20 protein-coding genes are annotated in these 21,976 nt (G+C 70.6%); 9 read left to right on the forward strand and 11 right to left on the reverse strand.

Annotated elements, in window-relative coordinates; translation table 11 throughout:
• The 4 genes from KDM41_02710 to KDM41_02725 form a co-directional block, all read left to right on the forward strand.
• The coding region (locus KDM41_02710; GenBank protein ID MCB1182316.1) for an efflux RND transporter periplasmic adaptor subunit at positions 1-892 on the forward strand (892 nt) is incomplete at its 5' end.
• Positions 889-2,112, forward strand: coding sequence for an ABC transporter permease (locus KDM41_02715; protein ID MCB1182317.1), 1,224 nt, complete (start codon positions 889-891; stop codon positions 2,110-2,112). The genes KDM41_02710 and KDM41_02715, both read left to right, overlap by 4 nt.
• 8 nt (positions 2,113-2,120) lie before the next feature.
• A complete protein-coding gene (locus tag KDM41_02720; GenBank protein MCB1182318.1) occupies positions 2,121-3,638 on the forward strand; it encodes a TolC family protein in 1,518 nt (505 codons plus the stop codon).
• 104 nt (positions 3,639-3,742) lie between these two features.
• Complete coding sequence (locus KDM41_02725; GenBank protein ID MCB1182319.1) at positions 3,743-4,399, forward strand: hypothetical protein; 657 nt, start codon at positions 3,743-3,745, stop codon at positions 4,397-4,399.
• Between the two features lie 16 nt (positions 4,400-4,415).
• Here KDM41_02725 and KDM41_02730 read toward each other — a convergent pair whose 3' ends face one another.
• The 6 genes from KDM41_02730 to KDM41_02755 all read right to left on the reverse strand — a co-directional run bounded on the left by KDM41_02730 (position 4,416) and on the right by KDM41_02755 (position 9,631).
• Positions 4,416-5,057, reverse strand: a complete 642-nt coding sequence (locus KDM41_02730; protein MCB1182320.1) for a haloacid dehalogenase-like hydrolase — start codon at positions 5,055-5,057, stop codon at positions 4,416-4,418.
• An 11-nt stretch (positions 5,058-5,068) separates the two neighbouring features.
• Positions 5,069-5,749 carry a methyltransferase domain-containing protein gene (locus KDM41_02735; GenBank protein ID MCB1182321.1) on the reverse strand — a complete coding sequence of 227 codons (681 nt, stop codon included), beginning with the start codon at positions 5,747-5,749 and terminating at the stop codon, positions 5,069-5,071.
• 109 nt (positions 5,750-5,858) lie between these two features.
• Entirely contained in the window at positions 5,859-7,208 is a 1,350-nt protein-coding gene (locus KDM41_02740) for a DEAD/DEAH box helicase (protein ID MCB1182322.1), read from the reverse strand.
• Between the two features lie 280 nt (positions 7,209-7,488).
• Positions 7,489-8,721, reverse strand: a complete 1,233-nt coding sequence (gene hybB, locus KDM41_02745; protein ID MCB1182323.1) for a Ni/Fe-hydrogenase cytochrome b subunit — start codon at positions 8,719-8,721, stop codon at positions 7,489-7,491.
• Positions 8,722-8,882: 161 nt separating this feature from the next.
• Positions 8,883-9,086: a CPXCG motif-containing cysteine-rich protein gene (locus tag KDM41_02750; protein ID MCB1182324.1), complete on the reverse strand. Its 204-nt coding sequence runs from the start codon at positions 9,084-9,086 to the stop codon at positions 8,883-8,885.
• Positions 9,083-9,631 (reverse strand): NAD(P)H-dependent oxidoreductase, encoded by a 549-nt coding sequence (locus KDM41_02755; protein ID MCB1182325.1) that lies wholly within the window; start codon positions 9,629-9,631, stop codon positions 9,083-9,085. The genes KDM41_02750 and KDM41_02755 overlap by 4 nt, the downstream gene beginning before the upstream one ends.
• A 146-nt stretch (positions 9,632-9,777) precedes the next feature.
• On the opposite strand from KDM41_02755, the gene pepF reads away from it, so the two are divergent.
• From pepF to KDM41_02770, 3 genes are all read left to right on the forward strand, one after another.
• Positions 9,778-11,709 carry an oligoendopeptidase F gene (gene pepF, locus KDM41_02760; GenBank protein MCB1182326.1) on the forward strand — a complete coding sequence of 644 codons (1,932 nt, stop codon included), beginning with the start codon at positions 9,778-9,780 and terminating at the stop codon, positions 11,707-11,709.
• Positions 11,710-11,932: 223 nt separating this feature from the next.
• A complete protein-coding gene (locus KDM41_02765; GenBank protein MCB1182327.1) occupies positions 11,933-12,418 on the forward strand; it encodes a hypothetical protein in 486 nt (161 codons plus the stop codon).
• A 144-nt stretch (positions 12,419-12,562) separates the two neighbouring features.
• Positions 12,563-13,288 carry a hypothetical protein gene (locus KDM41_02770; GenBank protein MCB1182328.1) on the forward strand — a complete coding sequence of 242 codons (726 nt, stop codon included), beginning with the start codon at positions 12,563-12,565 and terminating at the stop codon, positions 13,286-13,288.
• Here the strand turns inward: KDM41_02770 and KDM41_02775 are convergent.
• Positions 13,285-14,166, reverse strand: a complete 882-nt coding sequence (locus KDM41_02775; GenBank protein ID MCB1182329.1) for a hypothetical protein — start codon at positions 14,164-14,166, stop codon at positions 13,285-13,287. The two genes, KDM41_02770 and KDM41_02775, sit on opposite strands and share 4 nt — an antisense overlap.
• 152 nt (positions 14,167-14,318) lie before the next feature.
• Here KDM41_02775 and KDM41_02780 point away from each other — a divergent pair, with 152 nt between their 5' ends.
• Positions 14,319-15,383 (forward strand): D-2-hydroxyacid dehydrogenase, encoded by a 1,065-nt coding sequence (locus KDM41_02780; protein MCB1182330.1) that lies wholly within the window; start codon positions 14,319-14,321, stop codon positions 15,381-15,383.
• On the opposite strand, the gene KDM41_02785 is transcribed toward KDM41_02780, so the two are convergent.
• Both KDM41_02785 and KDM41_02790 read right to left on the reverse strand, forming a co-directional pair.
• The gene (locus tag KDM41_02785) at positions 15,377-15,940 is read right to left on the reverse strand and encodes an NAD(P)H-dependent oxidoreductase (protein ID MCB1182331.1); all 564 of its coding nucleotides are present in this window, start codon (positions 15,938-15,940) and stop codon (positions 15,377-15,379) included. The genes KDM41_02780 and KDM41_02785 overlap by 7 nt on opposite strands.
• A 56-nt stretch (positions 15,941-15,996) precedes the next feature.
• On the reverse strand, positions 15,997-16,434 hold the full coding sequence (locus KDM41_02790; protein ID MCB1182332.1) for a MarR family transcriptional regulator: 438 nt from the start codon (positions 16,432-16,434) through the stop codon (positions 15,997-15,999).
• Positions 16,435-16,766: 332 nt separating this feature from the next.
• Between KDM41_02790 and KDM41_02795 the strand changes: the two genes are divergently transcribed.
• Positions 16,767-18,710: a S9 family peptidase gene (locus KDM41_02795; GenBank protein MCB1182333.1), complete on the forward strand. Its 1,944-nt coding sequence runs from the start codon at positions 16,767-16,769 to the stop codon at positions 18,708-18,710.
• A gap of 110 nt (positions 18,711-18,820) precedes the next feature.
• On the opposite strand, the gene KDM41_02800 is transcribed toward KDM41_02795, so the two are convergent.
• Together KDM41_02800 and KDM41_02805 are read right to left on the reverse strand one after the other, a co-directional pair.
• On the reverse strand, positions 18,821-19,585 hold the full coding sequence (locus KDM41_02800; GenBank protein MCB1182334.1) for a spondin domain-containing protein: 765 nt from the start codon (positions 19,583-19,585) through the stop codon (positions 18,821-18,823).
• A gap of 125 nt (positions 19,586-19,710) precedes the next feature.
• The gene (locus KDM41_02805; protein ID MCB1182335.1) at positions 19,711-21,747 is read right to left on the reverse strand and encodes a glycosyltransferase; all 2,037 of its coding nucleotides are present in this window, start codon (positions 21,745-21,747) and stop codon (positions 19,711-19,713) included.
• Positions 21,748-21,976 lie beyond the last annotated feature (229 nt).

Below are 21,976 nucleotides of genomic sequence, written 5' to 3' on the forward strand. Positions count from 1 at the left end.
GGCCCTCGCCGAGCTGGAGAACCAGCGCGTGACCAACGCCAAGAACCTCGCCGAGAAGCGGGCCTCCCTGCAGCGCCAGGAGCTGGCCCTCGAGAAGGCGAAGCTGCAGACCGAGGCCATGAAGTTCGAGAGCGAGTCGCGCCAGCGGCAGCAGCAGCTCGACCTGCGCCGTACCGAGCTCGACCTGCAGGAGGCGCGCGAGGACCTCGCCGCCCAGAAGGACATCGCCGCGGCCGTGCTCACCGAGAAGGAGGTCAAGGCCCGCAAGGCCCGTCTCGACCTGGAGGAGACCCAGCGCAACCTCGCAAAGATGGTCGTCACGGCGTCCGACTCGGGCATGGTCGTCCACAACAAGATCTGGGCCCAGGGCACCATGCGGAAGATCCGCGTGGGCGACCAGGTGTGGAACGGGACCTCCATCATGGAACTGCCCGACCTGTCCTCCTTCCGCGTCAACACCTGGGTGAACGAGGTCGACATCCACCGGCTCGAGCTCGACCAGGCCGCCGTCGTCACCATCGACGCCCTCCAGGACCGCGAACTGCGCGGCCGGGTCACGCGCATCTCGCCGCTCGCCCGCCAGGAGGGCGACGAGGACAAGATCAAGGTCTTCGACGTGGAGATCCTGCTCGAGGGCGACTTCACGGGCCTGCTGCCGGGCATGACCGCCCAGTGCCGCATCGTCCACGCGGAGTTCGCCGACGTCGTGCACGTCCCCCTCGAGGCCGTATTCCAGGAGGACGACGGCCCGGTGGTCTACGGCCGGGACGGCGCGGCCAGGCCGGTCGAGCTCGGCGCCCAGGGCGAGGACCGCGTCGTCGTGACCGCCGGGGTCGCGGCCGGCGACGAGCTGCTGCTCGTGCGCCCGGGCGACCGGAGCGGCACCCCATGAGGCAGGAGGTCGGCCTCGCGCTGGGCGGACTGCGCGACCATCGGGTGCGCACGTTCCTGACCACCCTCGGCGTCGTCTTCGGCGTCGCCGCCGTCATCTCCATGCTCTCCATCAGCGAGGGCGCCAAGGAGGAGGCCCTGGCCCAGTTCGAGTCGCTGGGCATCGACAACATCGTGGTCATGCACCGCGATCCGCCGGACGCGCAGCCGCGCGACGAGGCGTCGCCCCACAGCCCCGGTTTGTCCCGGGCCGACGTGCGGGCCCTGGCCGCCGTCTCCCCCGCCATCACCGCCGTCGTGCCCCTGGCCATCGCCGAGCACACGATCCAGGGCGAACAGCAGGTCACCGCCACGGTGGTCGGCACCACCTCCGACCTGCCCGTGGTCCGGCGCGACCGCCTCACGGCGGGGCGCTTCTTCACCGCCGGCGAGGACGCGGCCGCCAAGCGGGTGGCCGTGATCGGGTCCGGCCTCGTGCGCGACCTCTGCGGCCTGCGCGAGCCCGTCGGCAGCTTCATCAAGATCGACGGCGACTGGTACGAGATCATCGGCGTCTTCGCGGGCGGCGCCGGCGGCGACGACGACCAGGAGGGTCTGCTGCGGGCCACCGACCGCGACGTGTGCATCCCCCTGAACAGCGCCCTGACCCGCGGCGAGCGCAAGCGCTGGGACCGGGAGCTCGACCGTCTCGTCGTCCAGGTCGACGACGTGGAACGCCTCGCGCCGGTCGCCGACCTGACCCGGCGGCTCCTCGCCCGCCGGCACCAGGACGTCCCGGACACCGAGGTCGTGGTGCCCCTCGAGCTCATTCGGCAGCGCCAGGCCACCCAGCGCATCTTCTCCCTGATCATGGGCGCCATCGCCGGCATCTCGCTGCTGGTCGGCGGCATCGGCATCATGAACATCATGCTGGCCAGCGTCCTCGAGCGGACGCGCGAGATCGGCATCCGCCTGGCCATGGGCGCGACCCGGTCGAACATCATGCGCCAGTTCCTCGTCGAGGCCGCCGCGGTCTCCGTCTTCGGCGGCGTCATGGGCATCGTCCTCGGCGTGACCCTGGCCTGGACCATCAGCGAGGCCGCCGGCTGGGTCACCGTCGTCTCCCCCTTCGCCATCGTCCTCGCCTTCGGCGTCTCGGCCGCGGTCGGCATCACCTTCGGGTATGTGCCGGCGCGGCGGGCCGCGGGCCTGAACCCCATCGAATGTCTCAGGTACGAATGATGATGACCATGACCTGCCTCCTGCTGCTGCCCGTGCTGGCCACCGCGCCCGCCGCCGGCGACACCCTCGTGCTCGACCTGAACCGGGCCGTGGCCCTGGCCCTCGACGAGAGCCACACCGCCGTGGTGCTCGACCTCGACCTCGCGGCCGCCGGCCACGACGTGGCGGCCGCCAAGGGCCGCTTCCGCACCCAGGCCGACGCCCAGTTCGCCCTGCCCGAGCTCGAGGAGGGCGTGCAGCGCGTGCAGGTGCCGGGCGACCTGCCCCGCTACGACAGCTACGGCAGCCGCGAAATGAGCGCGACCCTGCGCCTCAGCCAGCCCCTGCCCACCGACGGCGCCGTCGCCCTGTCCGGCCATCTCTACCAGCAGGAGGACACCTACTACGACCCCGTCTCGGACGCCACGGCCGAGCAGAAGACCTTCTTCAACAGCTACGAGGTGAGCCTGCAGCAGCCTCTCTTCTCGCCGAACGAACTGAAGCTGGGGCTCGAGAAGGCCGAGATCGGCCACCGTCTCGCCCAGCGCGCCTACCAGCGCGGCGAGCTCGATCTGGCCTACGACGTGACCGCCGCCTTCTACGCCCTGGTCAGGGCCCAGGAGGAGCTCGCCATCGCCCGCGACGCCCTCGACCGGCAGCAGGAGAACTTCGACCTCGCCCAGCGCAAGTACCGCGCGGGCCTGATCCCGGAGGTGGAGGCCCTGCAGATGGAGGTCGACCTGGCCGGCGCCAACAACGACGTGCTCGGTCGCGAGTCCGACCTCATCCTGGCCGCCGACGGCTTCCGGCTGCTGGTGGGCCTGCCGCTCGATCGCCCGGTGCGGGCCACGGCGAACCTGGCGCCGCTGGTCTACGAGGTCGACGCGGACCTCGCCATGTCCCACGCCCTGGCCCACCGCACCGAACTCGAGGACCTCGCCGACCAGCTCCGCCGCGCCCAGATCACCGTCACCGAGACCGACGCGCGCAGCTCGGTCAGGGGCGAGCTGAGCGCCTTCTACAACCTGACGGGCATCAGCGACCCCGCCCTCGTCGACCCGTCGGTGGGCGACCAGATCGAGTCGAGCTGGGACGACCTGCGGCGCCGACCCGGCAACCGGGGCGTGCGCTTCAGCCTGAGCGTGCCCCTGTGGGATTCGGGCGTGAACGCCCAGGAGGTCGCCTCGGCGCGGGTCGCCGTGCGGCGGCGCGAGCTCGACCAGGAGAACCTGAGACGATCGATCGCGCGCCAGGTCCAGGCCGCGCTGGCCCGCTTCGACGGGGCGCGGCGCCGCCTCGACGTGCTCCAGCGCAGCCTCGACATCGCCCTGCGCAGCTACGCCATCAGCCGCGAACGCTTCGAGACCGGCGACATCACCAGCCAGACCCTCGCCGACAACCGCGACCGGCTCGTGTCGGCCCGGCAGTCGTACCTCGACGCCTACGTGAGCTTCCGCCTGGCCGGCGCGGACCTGCGGCGCCAGACCCTGTACGACTTCGAATCGGGCGCCTCGCTCGTGCCCGCGGCCACGCCCGGGGCGCCGTGAGGAAGAGCCCTTCGGTGACTTAGTCACGGAAAATACCGGATAGATCTGGTAGGATTTCCTCGCGGTGCCGATCCGCGGCACCCGGATCCGGAGGGAATCCCGTCATGCGCCACCCATGCATCCGCATTTTCGCGCCGCTGCTCGTCTGTCTCGCGGCAGCGCCCGCGTTCGCCGCCACCCATACGATCTTCCAGTCGGGCTTCACGTTCAGCCCCGCCGACCTGACCATCGCCGCCGGCGACACCGTCGTGTGGCAGTGGTCGTCGGGCGCGCACACCGTCACCAACGGCACGAGCCTGGGCGATCCGAACCTGGGCAATCTCTTCGACGCGGCCCTGAACGCCGGCGCGTCGACCTTCACCCACGTCTTCGCCGACGAGGGCGTCGTGCCCTACCTCTGCCGACCCCACGCCGGACTCGGCATGACCGGCACCGTCACCGTCGAGGCGGCCGCCGCGGCCGACGAACTGCCCGCGGCCGACCTGCCGGTGCTGGGCCGCAACGCGCCCAACCCCTTCAACCCGCGCACCGAGATCGCCTTCGCCCTGCCGGCCGACACCGCCGTCCGCCTCGTGGTCCTCGACGTGGCGGGACGGCGGGTGACGACCCTGGTCGACGGCGAGCGCATGGCGGCCGGACCGCACCGCCGCGCCTGGGATGGCCGCGACACTTCCGGCAACGGCGTCGCCGCAGGCGTGTACCTGTACGTTCTGGAAGCGGACGGCGTGCGCCTGTCCGGCACGATGGCGCTGGTGAAGTAGAGGGCCGGCGGGCCGGTCAGTCGAGCAGGCGGTCCGCGATCTCGGGCCACGCGGCGATGGGAACGTGGGGCACGCCCTCCTCCGCGAGGCGCCGGCCCAGCCAACCCGTGATGAAGCGCCGCTCCGGCGGCAGCAGCAGCGCCGCCGCCCGGTCGGTGTTGCTGTCGCCGGCGTAGGCCACCACGCCGTCGCGCGCCAGGGCGTCGCGCACGACGGCGGGCTTGTCGGTGCCCAGGTCCGGATCGGCGAAGCGGCGCGGCGCGACCGGATCGATCACCAGACCGGTCTCCGGTGCGAAGCGGCCGGGCATGGCGTGCACGGCGATGTCCTTCAGCCCCATGCGCGCGAGCAGCCGCTCGATGTACCACCCGCAGCCCGCCGAGGCGATCACGATCTCCCAGCCCGCCCGCTGCAGGCGCAGCACGGCCGCCGCCGTGCCCGGCGCCGGATCCAGGGCGTCGACCAGCGCGTCGGCGCCCTTTTCGTCGGTGCGCAACGAGGCGAACACGCCCCCGATGCCGCCGATGTGATTGGTCTCCCCGTCGAGATAGCGCCGCCAGGCCTCGTGCCCGGCCGGCGGGTCATGGCGCTCGAGGATGAGGTCGAAATAGTCGCGGCGGGTGAAGGTGCCGTCGAAGTCGGTCACGAGGATGGGCATCGTTCTCTCCGTCAGGCGGTTGCGGAATCGGGCCACCCCACGAGCAGCCGGTTCTTGGGCGTGATCTCCGCCGGGATGCGGGACGTCCACACCCGGTAGCCGGCGGCGCGCAGGCGGGCCGCTCGGGTCGCGTCGACCGCCAGCGGTCCGTCGAGCCAGCCGGCCAGGCCGCCGTCGTCGCAGGCCGCCAGATCGTGACAGCACGGCAGCACCGCCACCGGGCAGCGGTGGGCCAGTGCCTTGTCCAGGACCGCGTCGGTGAGGGTGCCGCAGGCATGGACCGAGGCGATCAGCGTGTCCGGCCCGGCGACCGGCTCGTCCTCGAGGCGGCCCACCACGTACTCGATCCGTCCGGCCAGGCGGGGCCACACCCCGGTGAGCGCCGCCAGCAGGGGCGCGTGGCTCGGCGGCTGCACGATGTCCACGCACCGCGCCCGCGGCGTGGTGTCGTCCAGCAGCACGAGGATCGCCGCCAGCAGGCCGTGTCCGGCCGCGGCCTCGAGCACCGGGCCGCCACGCAGACGGCGCCGGACCCGCCGCGCCGTTTCCCACGCCTCGTACAGTTCCTTGCGCGGCAGACACTCCGCCGCGCAGACGGCCCGCGCCAGGCGCGCGAAGAGCGCGTCGCCGGGAAAATGCTCCACGTGCCGCCGGTTCAGGACGTTGCGGGACGAAGGATCGAGGCGGGTCATCGGCATGGGCTCCGTCGGGACGCGGGCGGTGGTTCGCGGCGCTCGGGAGGGGCAGGGTAACATCAAAGGGCGGGGCGGCCAAGCGACCGCCCCGCCCCGATCCGTCGGATCAGCGCCGCCAGGGCGACCGGCGGCGACGGGCGCCGTTGCCGGCCGTCTGGTCCGCCGCCGGCGCCGCCGCGCGCGGCGAAGGCGACAGGGGCTGGACCGGTGCCGGCCTGGCCGCGGCCGACCTGCCCGCCCCCGGGCCCATTCCGGATCCGCCGCGACGCGACCGGCGGCGACCGGTGCGGCCGGGCTCCGCCACGACCTGGTCGGCCGTGAAACCCTCGATCTCGCGCCGGGCGATGGGCGCGCCGATCATCCGCTCGGTCGCCCGCAGCCAGCCATGGTCGGCGCCGGTCACGAAGGTGCAGGCCACGCCCTCCTGCTCGGCGCGACCCGTGCGCCCGATGCGGTGGGTGTAGGCCTCCGGCGTGTTGGGCACGTCGTAGTTGATGACGTGGGTCACGCCGCTGACGTCGATGCCCCGCGCCGCGATGTCCGTCGCCACCAGGATGTCGAACTTGCGGCTGCGGAAGCCGCGCATGGCCCGGTCGCGCTGGGCCTGCGACAGGTTCCCCTGCAGACCGACCGCCTTGTAGCCCGCCTTGCCCAGCTGGGTGGCCAGACGGCGGGCCCGATGCTTGGTGCGCGTGAACACGATGGCCGACGCGCAGCCGTCGGTCTCGAGCAGGTGCTCGAGCAGGTCACGCTTGCGGTCCTCGCCCACGAGCACGAGCGCGTGGTCGATGGTCGCCGCCGGCGCCCGGTTGGCCAGCTCGACCACGTGCGGGCGGTGCAGCAGTTCGTCGGCGAGCCGCCGCACCTCCTTCGGCATGGTGGCCGAGAAGAGCAGGTTCTGGCGGCGGGCCGGCAGCTCGGCCAGGATCCGGCGGATGCCCGGCAGGAAGCCCATGTCGAACATCTGGTCGGCCTCGTCGAGCACCAGGGTCTCGATGCGATGCAGGTGGAGCAGGTCCTGCTCCACGAGGTCGAGCACGCGGCCGGGACAGCCGACGATGATCTCGGGCCGGCCGCGCAGGGCCCGCGCCTGGCGCGCCACGGGCACGCCGCCGAAGATCGTGGTCAGCTTCAGATCGGTGAAGCGGGCCAGGACCCGGATCTCCTCGGCGATCTGGGTGGCCAGTTCGCGCGTCGGGGCCAGGATGAGCGCCCGCGGGCCGCCGCTGCGCCGCTCGAGCAGCCGGTGCAGCAGGGGCAGGGTGAACGCCGCGGTCTTGCCGGTGCCGGTCTGGGCCAGGCCCAGGACGTCGCGGCCGGCCAGGCCGGCGGGAATGGTTTCGTCCTGGATCGGGCGCGGGGTGTCGAACCCGGCCGCCGCGATGCCGCGGACGATGTGGTCGTGGAGGGCGAACCGGTCGAAGCCGGTCGCCGTGAACTCGTTCAGTTTCAGCATGTGTGGTTGTCTTCTCCGGCGCGGGGCGCAGCGCGGCGCGGGGCCCGCACGGGGCCCGGGCGCGCGCAGACACGACGCGGCCTTGCAATCCGACCCGAACAACAGTGAAGGGCAAGAGGGGGTTGTTGCGGCGCGACCCGGCGTCTCGGCGGGGTCCTGTTGTTCGCCGCGGCCGGGAGGGCTCCCGGCCTTTGATGCCCATACGATAGGCGGCGAACGCCCGGGGCGCAAGTCGGGACCCCGCCCTCCCCCCTTCCGGAAGGCGGGGCCCCGCAGTTCGTCAGCCGACCTGGCCGCCGTTGATCCGGCCGCCCGATCCCTGGCCGGCGCGCCGGCGCGAGGTCGCCCGCTTCGCGTCCAGGATCGGGAACTTCTTGACGATCACCAGATAGGCCAGCACCTGCATCGCCATGAAGCCGAGGGTGACGACCATCTCCGGCAGGGCCGGGAAATAGGTGCCCCCGCCGAGCGGGTGGAAGCCCAGCCACACCACGCTCATGCGGTAGAGCGAGGCGCCCCCGATGATCAGGATGCCGATGCGGAACAGCTGCCCCAGGCGGGCCCGCCGCATGCGCCGCAGCAGCACCACCGGCACGATCAGCAGCGCGAACTCGAGCACCAGCAGCCACGCGTGCGGGTCGCCGTCGAGCACCCGGCCCCACTGGCCGCGATAGGTCAGGTCGGCCAGGCGCAGCACCAGGAAGGCCCCGATGATCCAGCTGATGACGCGCCCCAGGGAGAGCAGCGTCTTGTTCTCCGTCTGCCGCCCGTAGCGCGTGCTGCTGAGGATGTAGGTGATGATCACCGCGGCGTAGCCCATGATCCAGCACGACAGCAGGAAGAACAGCGGCAGCCACGGCGTCTGCCAGAACGGATGCACCTTGTAGCCGGCCAGGATGTACAGCGTGCCCAGCGACGACTGGTGCATGGTCGGCAGCACGATCCCCAGCCCGATGATCCAGATCAGCGCCGCATCCACGTGGGGCATGATCCGACGCGCGATCGCGCCGAGCCGGTCCCGCCGCGTGTGCGCCCAGTGCTCCAGGAAGGCCGGCGACATCTCGGCCCACAGCACGAGAATGTACGCCGTGATGCACAGCGCGACCTCGAGCAGCACCGAGTCGCCGTTCCACGCCCACGACCACAGGGGCACCTTCCAGAAGTTCCAGGGCGTGCCCACGTCGGTGCCCAGGGCGAGCATGGCCGCGCTGTAGCCCACGGCGCTCGTCAGCAGCGCATGGCGCACCAGCGAATGGTACTTGCCCCGGTTGAGCACGTAGACCAGCAGCGCCACCGCGTAGCCGCCCGACGCCACCGACGTCAGCACGATCACGTTGAAGAGCTTCCAGACGCCCCACGGCTGCTCGTCGGTCATGGCCGTGGCCGGCCCGAGACCGACGGAGAAGCGCCAGATCACCAGCAGCCCGGCCGCGAGGGCCAGCACGGCGGCGATCTTGAACGTGGACGTGAGAACGGGCCCCATCACGGGGGTCGCGGAGTGGCGAGAGCTCATGATCGTCTCCGGAGGTTTGGCCGCCCAGAAGCTGCCAAAACGATATCCATCAATTAATTAAACGCTTTTTGTTTAATTATTGACAGGGATCAAGATAGCCATTGACTGCGAATATTCAAGCGTTCAATGGCAAATGATGAAAAAATTAACAATCAGGGGCGTCAACCGGCGTCGTCTTCGTGGCGGGCCTCGACCAGGGCCTCGCCGTTCTCGTCCACGTGGATGATGAGGGTGATCGGCCGGCAGCACACCTCGCAGTCCTCGATATAGCGCTGGGACGGGACCGAGCAGTCCACCACCACCGCGAAGGACTCCCAGCAGTAGGGACACTGGACAGGGCAGGTTTCGAGTTCGCGCTTCGTCATGGCCGGTCGCCCTGCCCTTCCAACCACGCCAGGAAGCCCGCCATGTGCCGATCGAGCCGGCGCTGCGCCTGCTCGTCGACGAGCTCTCCGTCGACGATCTTCTCGTGGGCCTGCCCCAGGGCGTAGGTCACGGCCGGGTACACCACCGACAGGGTCGAATCCAGGATGTGCTTCAGGTGGGCCTGCCCGTGCACCCCCCCGACCGGGCTCGGCGTCGCCGAGAGCACCGTGTAGGGTTTGCCGGCGAGCGGCGAGGCGAACGCCGGGCGGGAGGCCCAGTCGATGGCGTTCTTCAGGACGGCCGTCACGCTGTGGTTGTACTCCGGGCCGGCGATGACGATGCCGTCGCACGCGGCCACCGCCGCCAGGAAATCGGCGACGACCGGCGGACGTCCGTCGCCGTCGAGCGCCGTGTCGTAGAACGGCAGGTCCCGGATGGGAAACGTCGTCGTGTCGTGGCCCGTCAGCCGTTCGGCGGCCGCCGCGAGCAGGGCTGCGTTCAGGCTGCCGGCCCGGAAGCTGCCGCAAAGCAGGAGGATGTTCATCGGCACGGGTCCTTTCGTTCACCGGGGATCGTCGCGCGGTCCGAGCCGACATGCTAGCAGGATCGGATGTTCCCGCCGCAGATTTCCTTTGACCACGTCCGATCCAGGGTTTTTGATTCCCGAGGTTCAGCCCCGGAGGAAGCATCATGTCCCGTACGTTCGTCTCCGCGCTCGCCGTCGCCCTGCTCCTTGTGGCGGCGCCCGCGCCCCTCTTCGCCGCCGACCTCCCCGCCTACACCCCCGACGCCAACGCCGACCGCGCCGACGTCCCGGACGCCTACAAGTGGGACCTGACGGCCCTCTACCCCTCGGTCGACGCCTGGGAAGAGGAGATCGCCGGCCTCGACGCCCGCCTGCCCGAGCTCGCTGCCTTCAAGGGGCACCTCGCCGATCCGGCGCGCCTGAAGGGCTGTCTCGACCTCTACTTCGCCCTGCACGACAAGGCCAGCCGCGTCACCCAGTACGCGAACCTCGCTCTCGACACGAATCTGACCGACGAGGAGCGCCAGGCCCGCAGCCAGCGCGGACTCGCGGCGATGGATCGCGTGATGGCGGCGAGCGGTTTCATCCGCGCCGGAATCCTCGCCCTGTCCGACACCGAGATGGAGATGGCCTGGGACGCCCCGGGCGGACCCGCGAAGTACCGCAGCTACATCGAGAACCTGCGCCGCCGACGCAGCCGGGTGCTGGGCGAGGAGGCCGAGCGCGTGCTCCAGCTGGCGGGCGACAACCTCTGGGCCGAGATCGACCTCAACGAGATCCCCAGCCCGCTCGAGGACACGTTCGGGGCCGTCCTCTCCGACATGACCCTGCCCGTGGTCCACGACGCCGAAGGCCAAGAGGTGCAGATGACCTTCAGCAACTTCGGCCGTTTCCGCGCTTCCCCCGACCGCGCGGTGCGCCGTGAGGCGGTCGCGGCCTTCTTCGCCACCCTGCGCCAGTACCAGCACGCGCTGGCCGCCACCCTCGGCGGCCAGTTCGAGCTCGACGTCCTCTACGCCCGGGCCCGGGGTTACGACACCGCCCTGGAGGCGTACCTGGACAAGGACAACATCCCCGTCGCCGTCCACGACAACCTGATCGCCGCCGTGCACGCCAACCTCGCGCCGCTGCACCGCTACGTCGAGCTCCGCCGTCGCGTCATGGGACTCGACGACGTCCACATCTACGACCTCTACGTGCCCATGGTCGCGGCGGCCGAAATGGACGTGCCCTACACCGAGGCCATGCGGATCCTTCCGGCGGCCCTCGCGCCCCTCGGCGCCGAGTACGTGGCCCGGCTCGAGCACGGCCTCGATCCGCGCAACGGGTGGATCGACGTCTATCCGAGCAGCGACAAGGACAGCGGCGCCTTCTCCGCGAGCGTGTACGGCGCCCACCCCTACGTGAAGATGAACTACCAGGACAGCCTCGACGACCTCTCGACCCTGGCCCACGAGTACGGCCACGCGATCCACAGCGACCTGGCCATGACCCATCAGGCCTACCAGGACTACCGCTACGTGCCGTTCCTGGCCGAGATCGCTTCCACGTGCAACGAGGCCCTGCTCTCGGACTACCTCGTCTCCCAGGCGGCGACCGATGCCCAGAAGGCCGGCATCCTGGCGGCCGAGCTCGAGAGCATCCGCACCACGATCTACCGGCAGACCCTGTTCAGCGAGTTCGAGCGCGTGGTCCACGGCTTCGTCGAGAACGGCACGCCCATCACCGCGTCGCTGCTCGACCAGGCCTACGCCGACCTCATCCGCACCTACTACGGGCCGGACTTCCGGGTCGATCCCGACGACGGCATGGAGTGGGCCTACATTCCGCACTTCTACTACAAGTACTACGTGTACTCCTACGCCACGGGCCTCAGCAGCGGCCTGGCCATCGCCGAGCGGGTCAAGGAGCTGGGCCAGCCGGCCGTCGACGGCTACCTGGCCATGCTCCAGGGCGGTTGCAGCGATGCGCCCATCACGTTGTTGCAGGGCGCAGGCGTCGACCTGACCGAACCCACGGCCGTCGAGGCCGCCCTCGCCCGGTTCGATCGGACCATCACCGAACTGGCCGGACTGCTGGGCGTTCAGGCTCCCTGACCCCGCACCGGATCCGTACCTGCAGGGACAGGCAGTCCTGACCAGGGAGCGGCAGTCTCGAATAGAGGACACCCCGAAGGGGGTGTCCTCTTCGCACCATGCGGCAGTTAAGCCTTTGTTCCACATAATGTTGAATGCGATCCGCAAGGGGGGCACGCGGGTTGCGATAGGGGGGGCAGGAAGCCGAAAAACCCGGGCTTCATCACGAACGAGGAGGTTGATCATGAAGACGCAGAATACGACCCTGAGCATCGCCGGCCTCATCGGCCTGACCGTCCTGTCCCTCACCCTGCTCGGCGCCCCCGCGGCCAACGCCCAGACCAAGGTCCGGGTCCAGGCCAAGGTGCAGACGCCCGTCGGCGTGATCCACGTCTCGAACACGCCTTCGGTCCGGTACCGCGAACTGCCCCCGCGCCCGGTGCTGCCCAGCCCGCGCTACGTGGTCAAGATCACGGCCCAGGACCGGCAGATCGCCCGCCGCCTCGCCCGCTACACCGGTGCCGAGAAGCAGCGTCTGCTGAACCTGAAGCGTGAGGGCTACACCTGGGTGCAGATCGGCCAGTGGCTCGACCTCTCGCCCCGCGCGGTGCGGGCCGCCCACAGCCAGGTCGCCTGGAACCGCTTCCTCGACGACCAGCATGTCGTGGTCCGCTGCGGCAACGACAACCACGATGATCGCGGCCGGGGCCGCGGCCATGACCGGCACTAGGTCCCGACACCGGTGCCGAGGGGCCGGGAAGGATCCCGGCCCCCACGACGTCCCGCGAGCCCCTTGGCTCGCGGGACATCCTGATGTAGAATGATCAACAGCGCCGGCCCGCCATCGGCCGGCCCATTCAAGGGGGATGACGCCATGACCAACCGGATTCCGTTCGCCGCCGTTCTGGCCAGCCTGCTCCTGCTCGCCGTCGCCTGCAGCGACGAGGCCACCAGGCCCGAAGTTCCCGACCCCGATCCCGACCTGTCCGGCACCGTCACCGACGCCGCCGGTCGTCCCGTCGCTGACGCCGCCATCGGGCTGGTCTACAAGCTCGACGGCGTCTCCCTGCCCGGCGACGCGGCGAAGCCCGCCACCCAGATCGTCTACTCGCTCCCGGAGGCGAGCCACCTGCGTCTGGTGATCCTGGACCGCGCCGGAGCCCTGCTGCGGACCGTGGTCGACGATCAACTCCCCGCCGGCCCGCACACCTACATCTGGGACGGCCGCGACGACGACGGCGACAGGGTGCCCGCAGGCATGTACCGGGCGCTGGCCGAGGTCGACGGGGCCCTGAACGACGACATGTCGATCTTCCTGTACGAGTTCGACCCCGCGGCCTTCCTCGACGCCCCCAACGCGGTGACGAACGCGGACGGCCGCTTCCGCATCGACCGCGCGCTCATCGCGGTGGGCGACTCGCTCGGCGCCGTGCCCGACGAATCCGGCGGGGAGCCCGTCTGGACCCGCATCCGGCCCGAGCTCGGGGTGGTGGCCGCCATCGCCGACTCGGCAGGCCTGCACTGGGTGCGCGTGGGCATCGTCTGGGACGCGAATGCCGTTGCCGGACAGGACGTGACGCTGGCGCTGCCGGCGCCCTAGCGGCCCCGGACCTCCGGCAGGTCGCCGCGGCGCACGAGCCACCCCCGCCGCAGCCACGCCTCGGCGCGGGCCACGTCCCAGCCGCGCTCCCGCAGCAGCAGGCCGGTCGCCACGAACCAGGCGCGGGGGCCCCACACGGCGGCCCCCTGGGCATCCCGCGCCGCGGCCCGCCACTGCTCCACCAGGTCGTGCACCGGGTCGCCGGGCACGACCCGGTGGATGAAGCTCTTCGGCAGGCGCGTCTGGAACGCGTCCGGGTCGAAGCCCCCCCGCACGTTCAGGCCGAAGACCAGGGCTTCCAGGTGCCAGGGCGCGCCGGGGTCGGCTCCCCGCCGCACGATGTTCGCCGTCCACACCCGCCCGAACGGATCGCTCGTGCCGTCCACGAGCAGCCCTCCCGGCAGCACGCCCGCCATGATCCGATCGTAGGCCGGCACCACCTCGTCCGCCTCGTATTGGCGCAGCACGTTGAAGGCCCGCACCAGGCGGACCGTTTCCGGACGCCCGCGGGCATCGGTCTGCAGGGGAAGGTTGAAACCGCCGAGACGGAAAGCCGTGCGGCGATCGGCCCACGGCTGCGCCCGCGCCACGCGTTCCGGATCGATCTCGACGCCCAGGACGCCGAGCCGCGGATGGCCCCGTCGCAGTCGGGCCGCGCTTTCGAGGGTGGTCGTCGGCGCCGCCCCGTAGCCGAGATCGACATAGAGGGCCCTCGCGAACGCCCCGTCCGTGCGCGTCACCAGGTGCGGGTCGTAGGCCGCCAGGAAGGCATCCACCCGGCGCAGACGATTGGGCGCCGTCTTGCCGCGGGTGATCTGCCCCGCCGGCCGCCGGCTGGCGACACGATGGATCTGGGAACGCAGGGGTTGGCGGGCCACGGCTCCGGCTCCGGCGAGGGGGGACGGGTGACGGCCCCATGTTCGAACATGGCCGGCGGCTCGGCAAGGGCGATCCGCAGCCGACGAGCCGTCCGGCGGCGGTCCGGCTAGATTGGGGGGATCGTGTTCCCCAGCTCCCCGAAAGGATCGCCATGCTGCGCTCGTGCCTGCTCCTGCTCGCCCTGCTCGCCCTGCCCATCGGCGCCCGGGCCGCCGATGGGGTGATCGCCATCGAGACGGACGGCGGCACCCGGCCCCTGACCTATCTGGCCGGGCGGATCGACGCCGATGAGCTCGCCGTCCTGCGTGACCTCGCACCGAACGTGACCATCGTCACCGGACTTTCGGACGAGGATGCCCTCGCCCGCGCGGCCGAGTTCGACGGGGCCGACGCCCACGTGCTCGACGACGCCTTCCTCGCCGCGGCCGGAAAGCTGCGCTGGGTGCAGGCCTGGTCGGCCGGCGTCGATACGTACCTGCGGCTGGACGGGCTGCGGAACGATCCGGACATCGTGCTGACGAACATGCAGGGCGTGCACGGACCGGTCATCGCCGAGCACGTCTTCGGCATGCTGCTCTCGCTGACGCGCCGGCTGCCGACACTGCACGAGGCCCAGCGGGAAGGCCGCTGGCGGCGGGAACTCGCCGAGGGATCGACCTCCCTCGCCGGCAGCACGATGTTCGTGGTCGGCATGGGCGGGATCGGCTCCCAGATCGCCCGCCGGGCCGATGCCTTCGACATGCAGGTGCTGGCGACGGTCCGCGACCCCGCCGCCCGCGAGAAACCGGACTACGTCGACGAGATGGGCGGCGCCGACGACCTCGACCGCTTCCTCGCGCGGGCCGACGTGGTCGTGGTCGCCCTGCCCCTGACCGACGAGACCCGTGGCCTTTTCGACGCCGCGCGCTTCGCGCGGATGAAGCCGGGCGCCCTCTTCGCGAACATCGGCCGCGGCCCCATCGTCGACACCGACGCCCTGCTGGCTGCGCTCACCGGCGGCCACCTCGGCGGCGCCGCCCTGGATGTGACCGACCCGGAGCCCCTGCCCGACGGCCACCCGCTCTGGGCCCTGGACAACGTGGTCGTCACGCCCCACTGCTCGAGCTGGGCCGAGCTCACGGGCGACCGCCGGCGCGAGGTCCTGCGCCGCAACATGGCGGCGTTCGGGGCCGGCCGGCCGCTCGAGAACGTGGTCGACAAGCAGCGCGGCTACTGACCGAGCCCGGCGAGGAGATCCCGATAGGCGGCCGCGCGTTCGGCCAGCTCCGCCTCGGAGATGTTCTTGAAGCCGGCGATTCCCGCGGGCAGAACGCTGTGCACCACGAAGGGCGGCAGCCAGGTCATGCCGCAGAGGTGCGCCGTCTGCTGGAACGGCCGCAGCAGTTCGCTCGGCGTCCAGTTGTTGAACCCCCCGCTGCGATAGGCGTCGTGGGCGCCGCCGGTGGTCATCGCCGTCAGCCAGGTCTTTCCCTTCATTTCGTCGCCGACGCCGGGCGGGTAGGCGAAGCCCTGCTCGAGCACGCGGTCCTCCCACTCCTTCATCAGGCTCGGGCTGCTGTACCAGTAGAACGGATGCTGGAAGACGATCACGTCGTGGGCGCGCAGGAGATCCTGCTCGCGGGCGGCGTCGATCCGGAAGTCGGGGTACTCGCGGTAGAGATCCCGCACGGTGACGTTCGGCAGGTCGGACACGGCGTCGAGCAGGGCCCGGTTGCCGCGGGACCGGCTCAGGTCGGGATGGAAGACGTTCAGCAGGATGCGGGGTTCGGCCATGATCGGCTCCTTTTGTTGTTTGTACACGCAAATACGGACGGTCAAAAAAAATCGGCTCAGGACGTTCCTTCTTCGAGCTCCGCCACGGCCCGGGCCATATCGGCGGCCATGCGGTCGCCGCGGTCGCCGCCGAGGACGGCAGTGTAGGCATCGTAGAGGGCTTTCCAGGCCGCCTGGATCGCCGGCAGGGTCCGGCGGCCGGCGTCGGTCGCCGTCAGGGACTGGGTCTTGCCCCGGCGCTCGCGCCGCACCAGCCCCCGGGCCTCCAGCAGATCCACGAAGCGGGTGATGGTCGAGGGGGCCAGGGCCAGGGCGGCGCCCGCGTCCTTCGGCCCGATGCCCGGCTCGTCGGCGATCGTCATGAGCAGGAACGCATGGGACGGCGACAGGCCCGTCGGCCGGAAGGCCTCGTCGGCCATGCGGCCGATCACCCGCGCGAGGGCGCCGGCGGTGAAGTAGAGGCATCCGGTGTAGAGGTGGTCACGGTCGCTCATGGGCGCCTTTCTTGCTTGCACATACAAATAACACGAACCGGGCCGGCCCGCAAGCCCCGGGTTGTGCCTCGGAGAATGTGTCTGCTCCGGGACAAGCGGCGACATCATCGGGAATTGCCCGATTCCGCCCCGGATTCGGGATTTGGGCCGTAAACGCAGCGGCAGAAGCCCCTTGTTCGGGTGCGGACACAATTTCGAAGGCACAAGCAAAAACTTGGGGACCGACCTCCCCCATGTCATGATGAGGCAACCCGGCAGCCGTTTCCCGCGTCTGATCCGGGACGACACGCCCCGGGGCCCCGCCCCTCTCTCCCCAACCAGGAGTCCACCCCATGTTCCGCATGACCCGACGCCCGACGGCGCTGCTGCCCGTGGTCGCCCTCGCTTTCCTCGCCGGCTGCGGCGACGCGTCGCCCCCGGCGGCCGGGACCACAACCCGCACCGGACCGAGCAGCCACTACACCATGGACGAGTTCATGAAGACGACCTCCATCAGCGGCGGCTCGTTCAATCACGACAACACGAAGCTCCTGGTCTCGAGCAACGAGTCGGGCGTCTTCAACGTGTACGAGCTCGACCTGGCCACGAAGAAGCGCACCGCCGTGACCGAGGGCGACGACACGACCTTCGGTGTGGCCTACATGCCCGCGGACGACCGCATCCTCTTCACCCGCGACAACGCCGGCGACGAGATCAACCACCTCTTCCTGCGCGACCTCGACGGCACGGTCCAGGAGCTGACCGCGGGCGCCGGGACGAAAGAGCAGTTCTGGGGCTTCAGCGACGACCTCGCCCACTTCTTCACCACCAACAACGCCCGCGACGAGCGCTACATGGATCTCTACGTGTGGGATGTCGCCACCCTCGAGAACCGCATGCTCTACCGCAACGATGTCGGCATGGTGCCGGCCGCGGTCTCGACCGACCTGCGTTGGGTGGCTCTCGGCAAGTCCAACTCGACCAACGACTCGGATCTCTTCCTGGTCGATCTGGAGGCGGGCACCGAGCCCCGACTCATCTCGGCGCACGAGGGCATGGCCTCGTTCGGGGCCGAAGCCTTCGATCCGGGCAGCCGCTGGCTGTACTACACCAGCAACGCCGACGGCGAGTTCATGAAGCTGCGTCGCTACGAGATGGCGACCGGCACCCACGAGGACGTGTACGCCGGCGCATGGGACGTCTCGGCCGCCTACTTCAGCCGGAGCGGGGCCTACCGGGTCATCGCCACCAACGAGGACGGCTACACGAAGGTCGAGGTCACGCAGAACGGCGCGGCGGTGTCCATGGCGGGCCTGCCCGCGGGCACCGTGTCCGGCATCTCCTTCTCCCACGACGAGACGCTGATGAAGCTGACCGTCTCGAGCGACACCATGCCCGGCAACATCTTCGTGCGCGATCTGCGGTCGGGCGAGACGCATCAGCTCACCGACACCCTGAACCCGGAGATCGACGCCGAAGACCTCGTCACCTCGACGGTGGCGCGCTTCGCGGCCCGCGACGGCCTGGTCATTCCCGGCCCGCTCTACAAGCCGATCGGGGCCGGTCCGGAGCACAAGGTGCCGGTCGTGCTGTGGATCCATGGCGGCCCGGGCGGCCAGACGCGGCCCGGCTACAGCGCCGAGAGGCAGTTCCTGCTCAACAACGGCTACGCGGTGTTCGGCGTGAACAACCGCGGTTCGTCGGGCTACGGGAAGAGCTTCCTCGCCGCCGACGACGGGCGCCACGGCCGCGAGCCCCTCTGGGACTGCGTCGACGCCAAGGAGTGGCTCAAGACGCAGGACTGGGTCGATCCGGACCGCATCGCCATTCTCGGCGGCAGCTACGGGGGCTACATGACCCTGGCCGCCCTGGCCTTCCAGCCCGGCGAATTCGCCTGCGGCGTCGACATCTTCGGCGTCGCCAACTGGATCCGGACGCTCGAGAACATTCCGCCCTGGTGGGAGAGCTTCCGCGAGGCCCTGTACCAGGAGATCGGCGATCCGGAAAAGGACCGCGAGTTCCTGCACATGACCTCGCCCGTGTTCCACGGCGACAGGATCAGGGAGCCGCTGATGGTGCTGCAGGGCGCCAACGACCCCCGCGTGCTGAAGGCCGAGAGCGACGACATGGTCCAGGCGATCATGGACAACGGCGGCACGGTCGAGTACGTGGTCTTCGACGACGAGGGGCACGGCTTCCGCAAGTCGGCCAATCGCATCGAGGGCTGGAACCGCATCCTGGCCTTCCTCGACACCCACCTGAAGGGCCCGGTCGCGGCGGGGCCGGCCGCCCACTAGCGGACGCAAGACGACGCCCCCGGTTCAGGGCCGGGGGCGTCGTTCGGCGGCGCCGGGGCGGGGCACGCCCGCGTGGCCGCGCGGATGGGTCGGAACGCGGAGATGCGTCCCTAGTCGATGCGGCGCACCGTCAGGCGGGCCGCCGGGCGGTTCCAGCCGTAGGTCTCCACGTCGAGGTCGCCGTGACCCTGGATGCCGCGGTGCAGCCGGATGCGTCCGTGCTCGTCCTCGCCCATGCCCGGGCTGCCGCAGCAGGGTCCGGGGATGTCCATGGCCGATTCGGTGTTCACCTCGGACCCGGCGTCCCACACCGGCACGTACCAGCTCCGCTCGCCGCGGAGAGGCAGGCGCATGCCGTCCAGCCCGCCGAACCCGTCGTTGGTATTCACGAGCATGAAGATCGCCGAGAGCCGGGCCTGGCCCGGACGCGCCTCCAGCATGAGGGTCATCGAGCCGCCGGGCAGGATCACGTCGCCGCCCACGGCCACGTCGTTGACCCGCGACGAGGCGGTCAGCAGGTCGACGAGGGGGCCGTTCATGGCGTCCTCGGCCACGCCGGCCACCTCGCTGCTCGCCCGCCGCCAGGGACGGAAGACGTGCATGTCGCCGCTGTGGCTGGCGAGGATCGGCGGCGAGAAGGGCTGGCTCGCACCGGGGCCCGTGGCCGGGGTGAGGTTCTCGATCACCACTTCGTAGGTGGCCATGCGGTCGTGGTGGCGCGACTTCTCGAGGTCCAGGTCGGTCGCTTCCTCGGTGGCGGTCGCCGTGAGGGTCTCGTCGGTGGTGGCGGGCGCGGTGGGGGTGTCCTCGGAACAGCCGGTCAGGGCGAAGGCCGTCAGCAGGACGGCCGGCAGGAGCAGCAGGATCTTCTTCATCTATCCAACCTCCGGATACGGGTTGCGTGAGCCAGGGCGCCGGGCGGCGCCACCCCTGACTATGAAGCGCGGCCCCGAACGTGACCGCGCTTCCGCATCATTTCCCGTCGTGGCTCCGGAGGGTCTCAGGCGCGGCACGCCTCCCCCGCCGCGGCCGCGGCCGCGTCGATCTCCGCCAGGTTCCAGAGGGCGTCCTCGTTGGCCGGGTCGCGCGCCAGAACCCCCGCGAGGATCCGGCGCGCACCGGAATCGTCGCCCGACTGCCACAGGGCACAGGCCAGGTCGTTGGCGGCGCGGTCGCTGTCCGGCCGCCGCTCGTGGACGAGGGCGAACAGGCGCTGCGCCTCGGCGGCGCCGCCGGCCTGGAACTCCAGCTCGCCCTCGGTGAGCCACTTGTCGGCCAGCCAGTCGGGCAGGGGCGCCGGGGCGCAGTGCGGACCCGGCGGCAGGGGTTCGCTGTGCAGGCCCGGGACGAAGCCGCGCAGAATGAGCCTTTCGAGCTGGAAATCGCCGGTCTCGCGGGCGTTGGCGGCCAGGCCCCACTTGCGGCGGAAGATCTCGAACTTCTCGTCGAGCTGGTGGCCGTAGTCCAGGCCGTTGGCCGTGAACGAGCGGCTGCCGAAGTGGTGGATGAAGCAGTTGCGCACCACGACGGAACGGTAGCCGGCCAGGAAGGCGCGCAGGCAGTAGTCGGTGTCCTCGTAGTTGCCCATGCCGAAGCGTTCGTCCAGACCACCGGTGCGCAGCAGCAGGTCGCGCCGGATGGCCAGGCAGAAGCCGACGATCCACAGGGCGAGGTCGGGCGCGGCCGGCGCCTCCGCGGCGACGCGGGCGGCGAAGGCGTCGAGACCGGCCAGGGTCGTCTGGTCGTAGGGCACGTGCGGCAGCTTCTGGGAGCCGGTGATGCTGTTGGTCACCGGTCCGGCCAGGCCCACGCGGGGATCGGAATGCAGGGGCGCGAGCAGGCGCTCGAGCCAGCCGTCCGTCACGACGGTGTCGCTGTTCAGGAGCACCAGCTCGTCGCCGGTGGCCGCGGCCAGGCCCACGTTGTTGCCGCCGGCGAAACCGAGGTTGCGCCCGTTGCGGATGACGCGCACGTGCGGGTGGTCGCGCTCGAGGGCGGCGAGCAGATCGAGGGTCGGCCCGTCGGAGCCGTTGTCCACGAAGATGAGCTCGTGGCGGGGGTCGGTGTGACGCAGCAGCGACTCGGCGCACAGGCGCACGCAGTCGGGCGCGTTCCAGGTCAGGACGATGACTGAGGCGTGGCCCGCCGACTCGTCCCGCGCGTCGGCGTACACCGGCAGCACGTAGGGCCGGATCATGTTGTCGGGCGTGACCTCGAAGACCTCGGCCCCGTCGTGGGTGAAATCGACCTTCAGGCGGCCGTCGGCCCACGCCTCGTTGAAGCGGACGATGTTCGGCTCGAGTTGCGAAAAGCGTTCGGGACCGCTCTGGGACTCGTAGTGGTAGACCACGCTGTCGGACATGTAGACCACGCGCCAACCGAGTTCGCCGGCCTTCAGGCAGAGGTCGACGTCCTCGTTGCCGTTCCAGTACCCCTCGTCGAAGCCGCCCACGGCGGTGAAGACCTCGGGCCGGATCAGCAGGCAGGCCCCCGTGACGCACTGCATGAGCTGGTTCTTGCGGGCGCCGGGGAAGTCGAGCGCCGCCTTGTAGCACAGGTGGGTACCGCCCATGGTGGGGCCGCGGGCGGCCTGGGTGTGGATCATGGCGACGCCCGCATGCTGCACCGTATGGTCGGCGAAGATGAGCAGGGAGCCGACGATGCCCACGTCGGGATCCTGGTCGAGGCAGGTGACGAGGGGTTCGAGCCACCCCGGCAGGACTTCCATGTCGTTGTTGAGGAACAGGATGTAGCGGCCGCGCGCCGCCGCCGCACCCAGGTTGCACCCCTGGGAGAAGCCGAGGTTCTCGGGGTTGTCGATCCGGCGCAGGCGGCCGGCCGCCTCCTGCCCGGCGAGCCAGGGGCCCGTGCCGTCGCTGGAGCCGTTGTCGACCACGATGATCTCGAAACTGGGGCCGACCGGGACGTCGTGCAGCGAGGCGATGCACACCTTCGTCAGGTCGAGCTTGTTGAACACGGGCATGACGATGGACACGTCGGGGGCGCCGGGAAGGGTCGCCGGGTCGTGCGGGGCCATGAATTCCGTCCTTGCTGGTCGACAATCTGCCACGAATCCGGCGTTCGGCGCCGTTCGGGGCCGTTTCTAAAGGGATCTGCAGAAGGGGAAGCAGAATCCGGGCCGGTTTCTTGACACGACCGGCAGCGGCGGTTATTCTCCCGCTCGTCCTTTAACCGTGGCCCGTGAGCCCGCAAGGAATGCGACGTGAACGCCGTCCCTGATCCGAAAATCGTGCTGCTTGCCGGAC

This window comes from bacterium (assembly GCA_020440705.1).
GTDB lineage: Bacteria > Krumholzibacteriota > Krumholzibacteriia > LZORAL124-64-63 > LZORAL124-64-63 > JAGRNP01.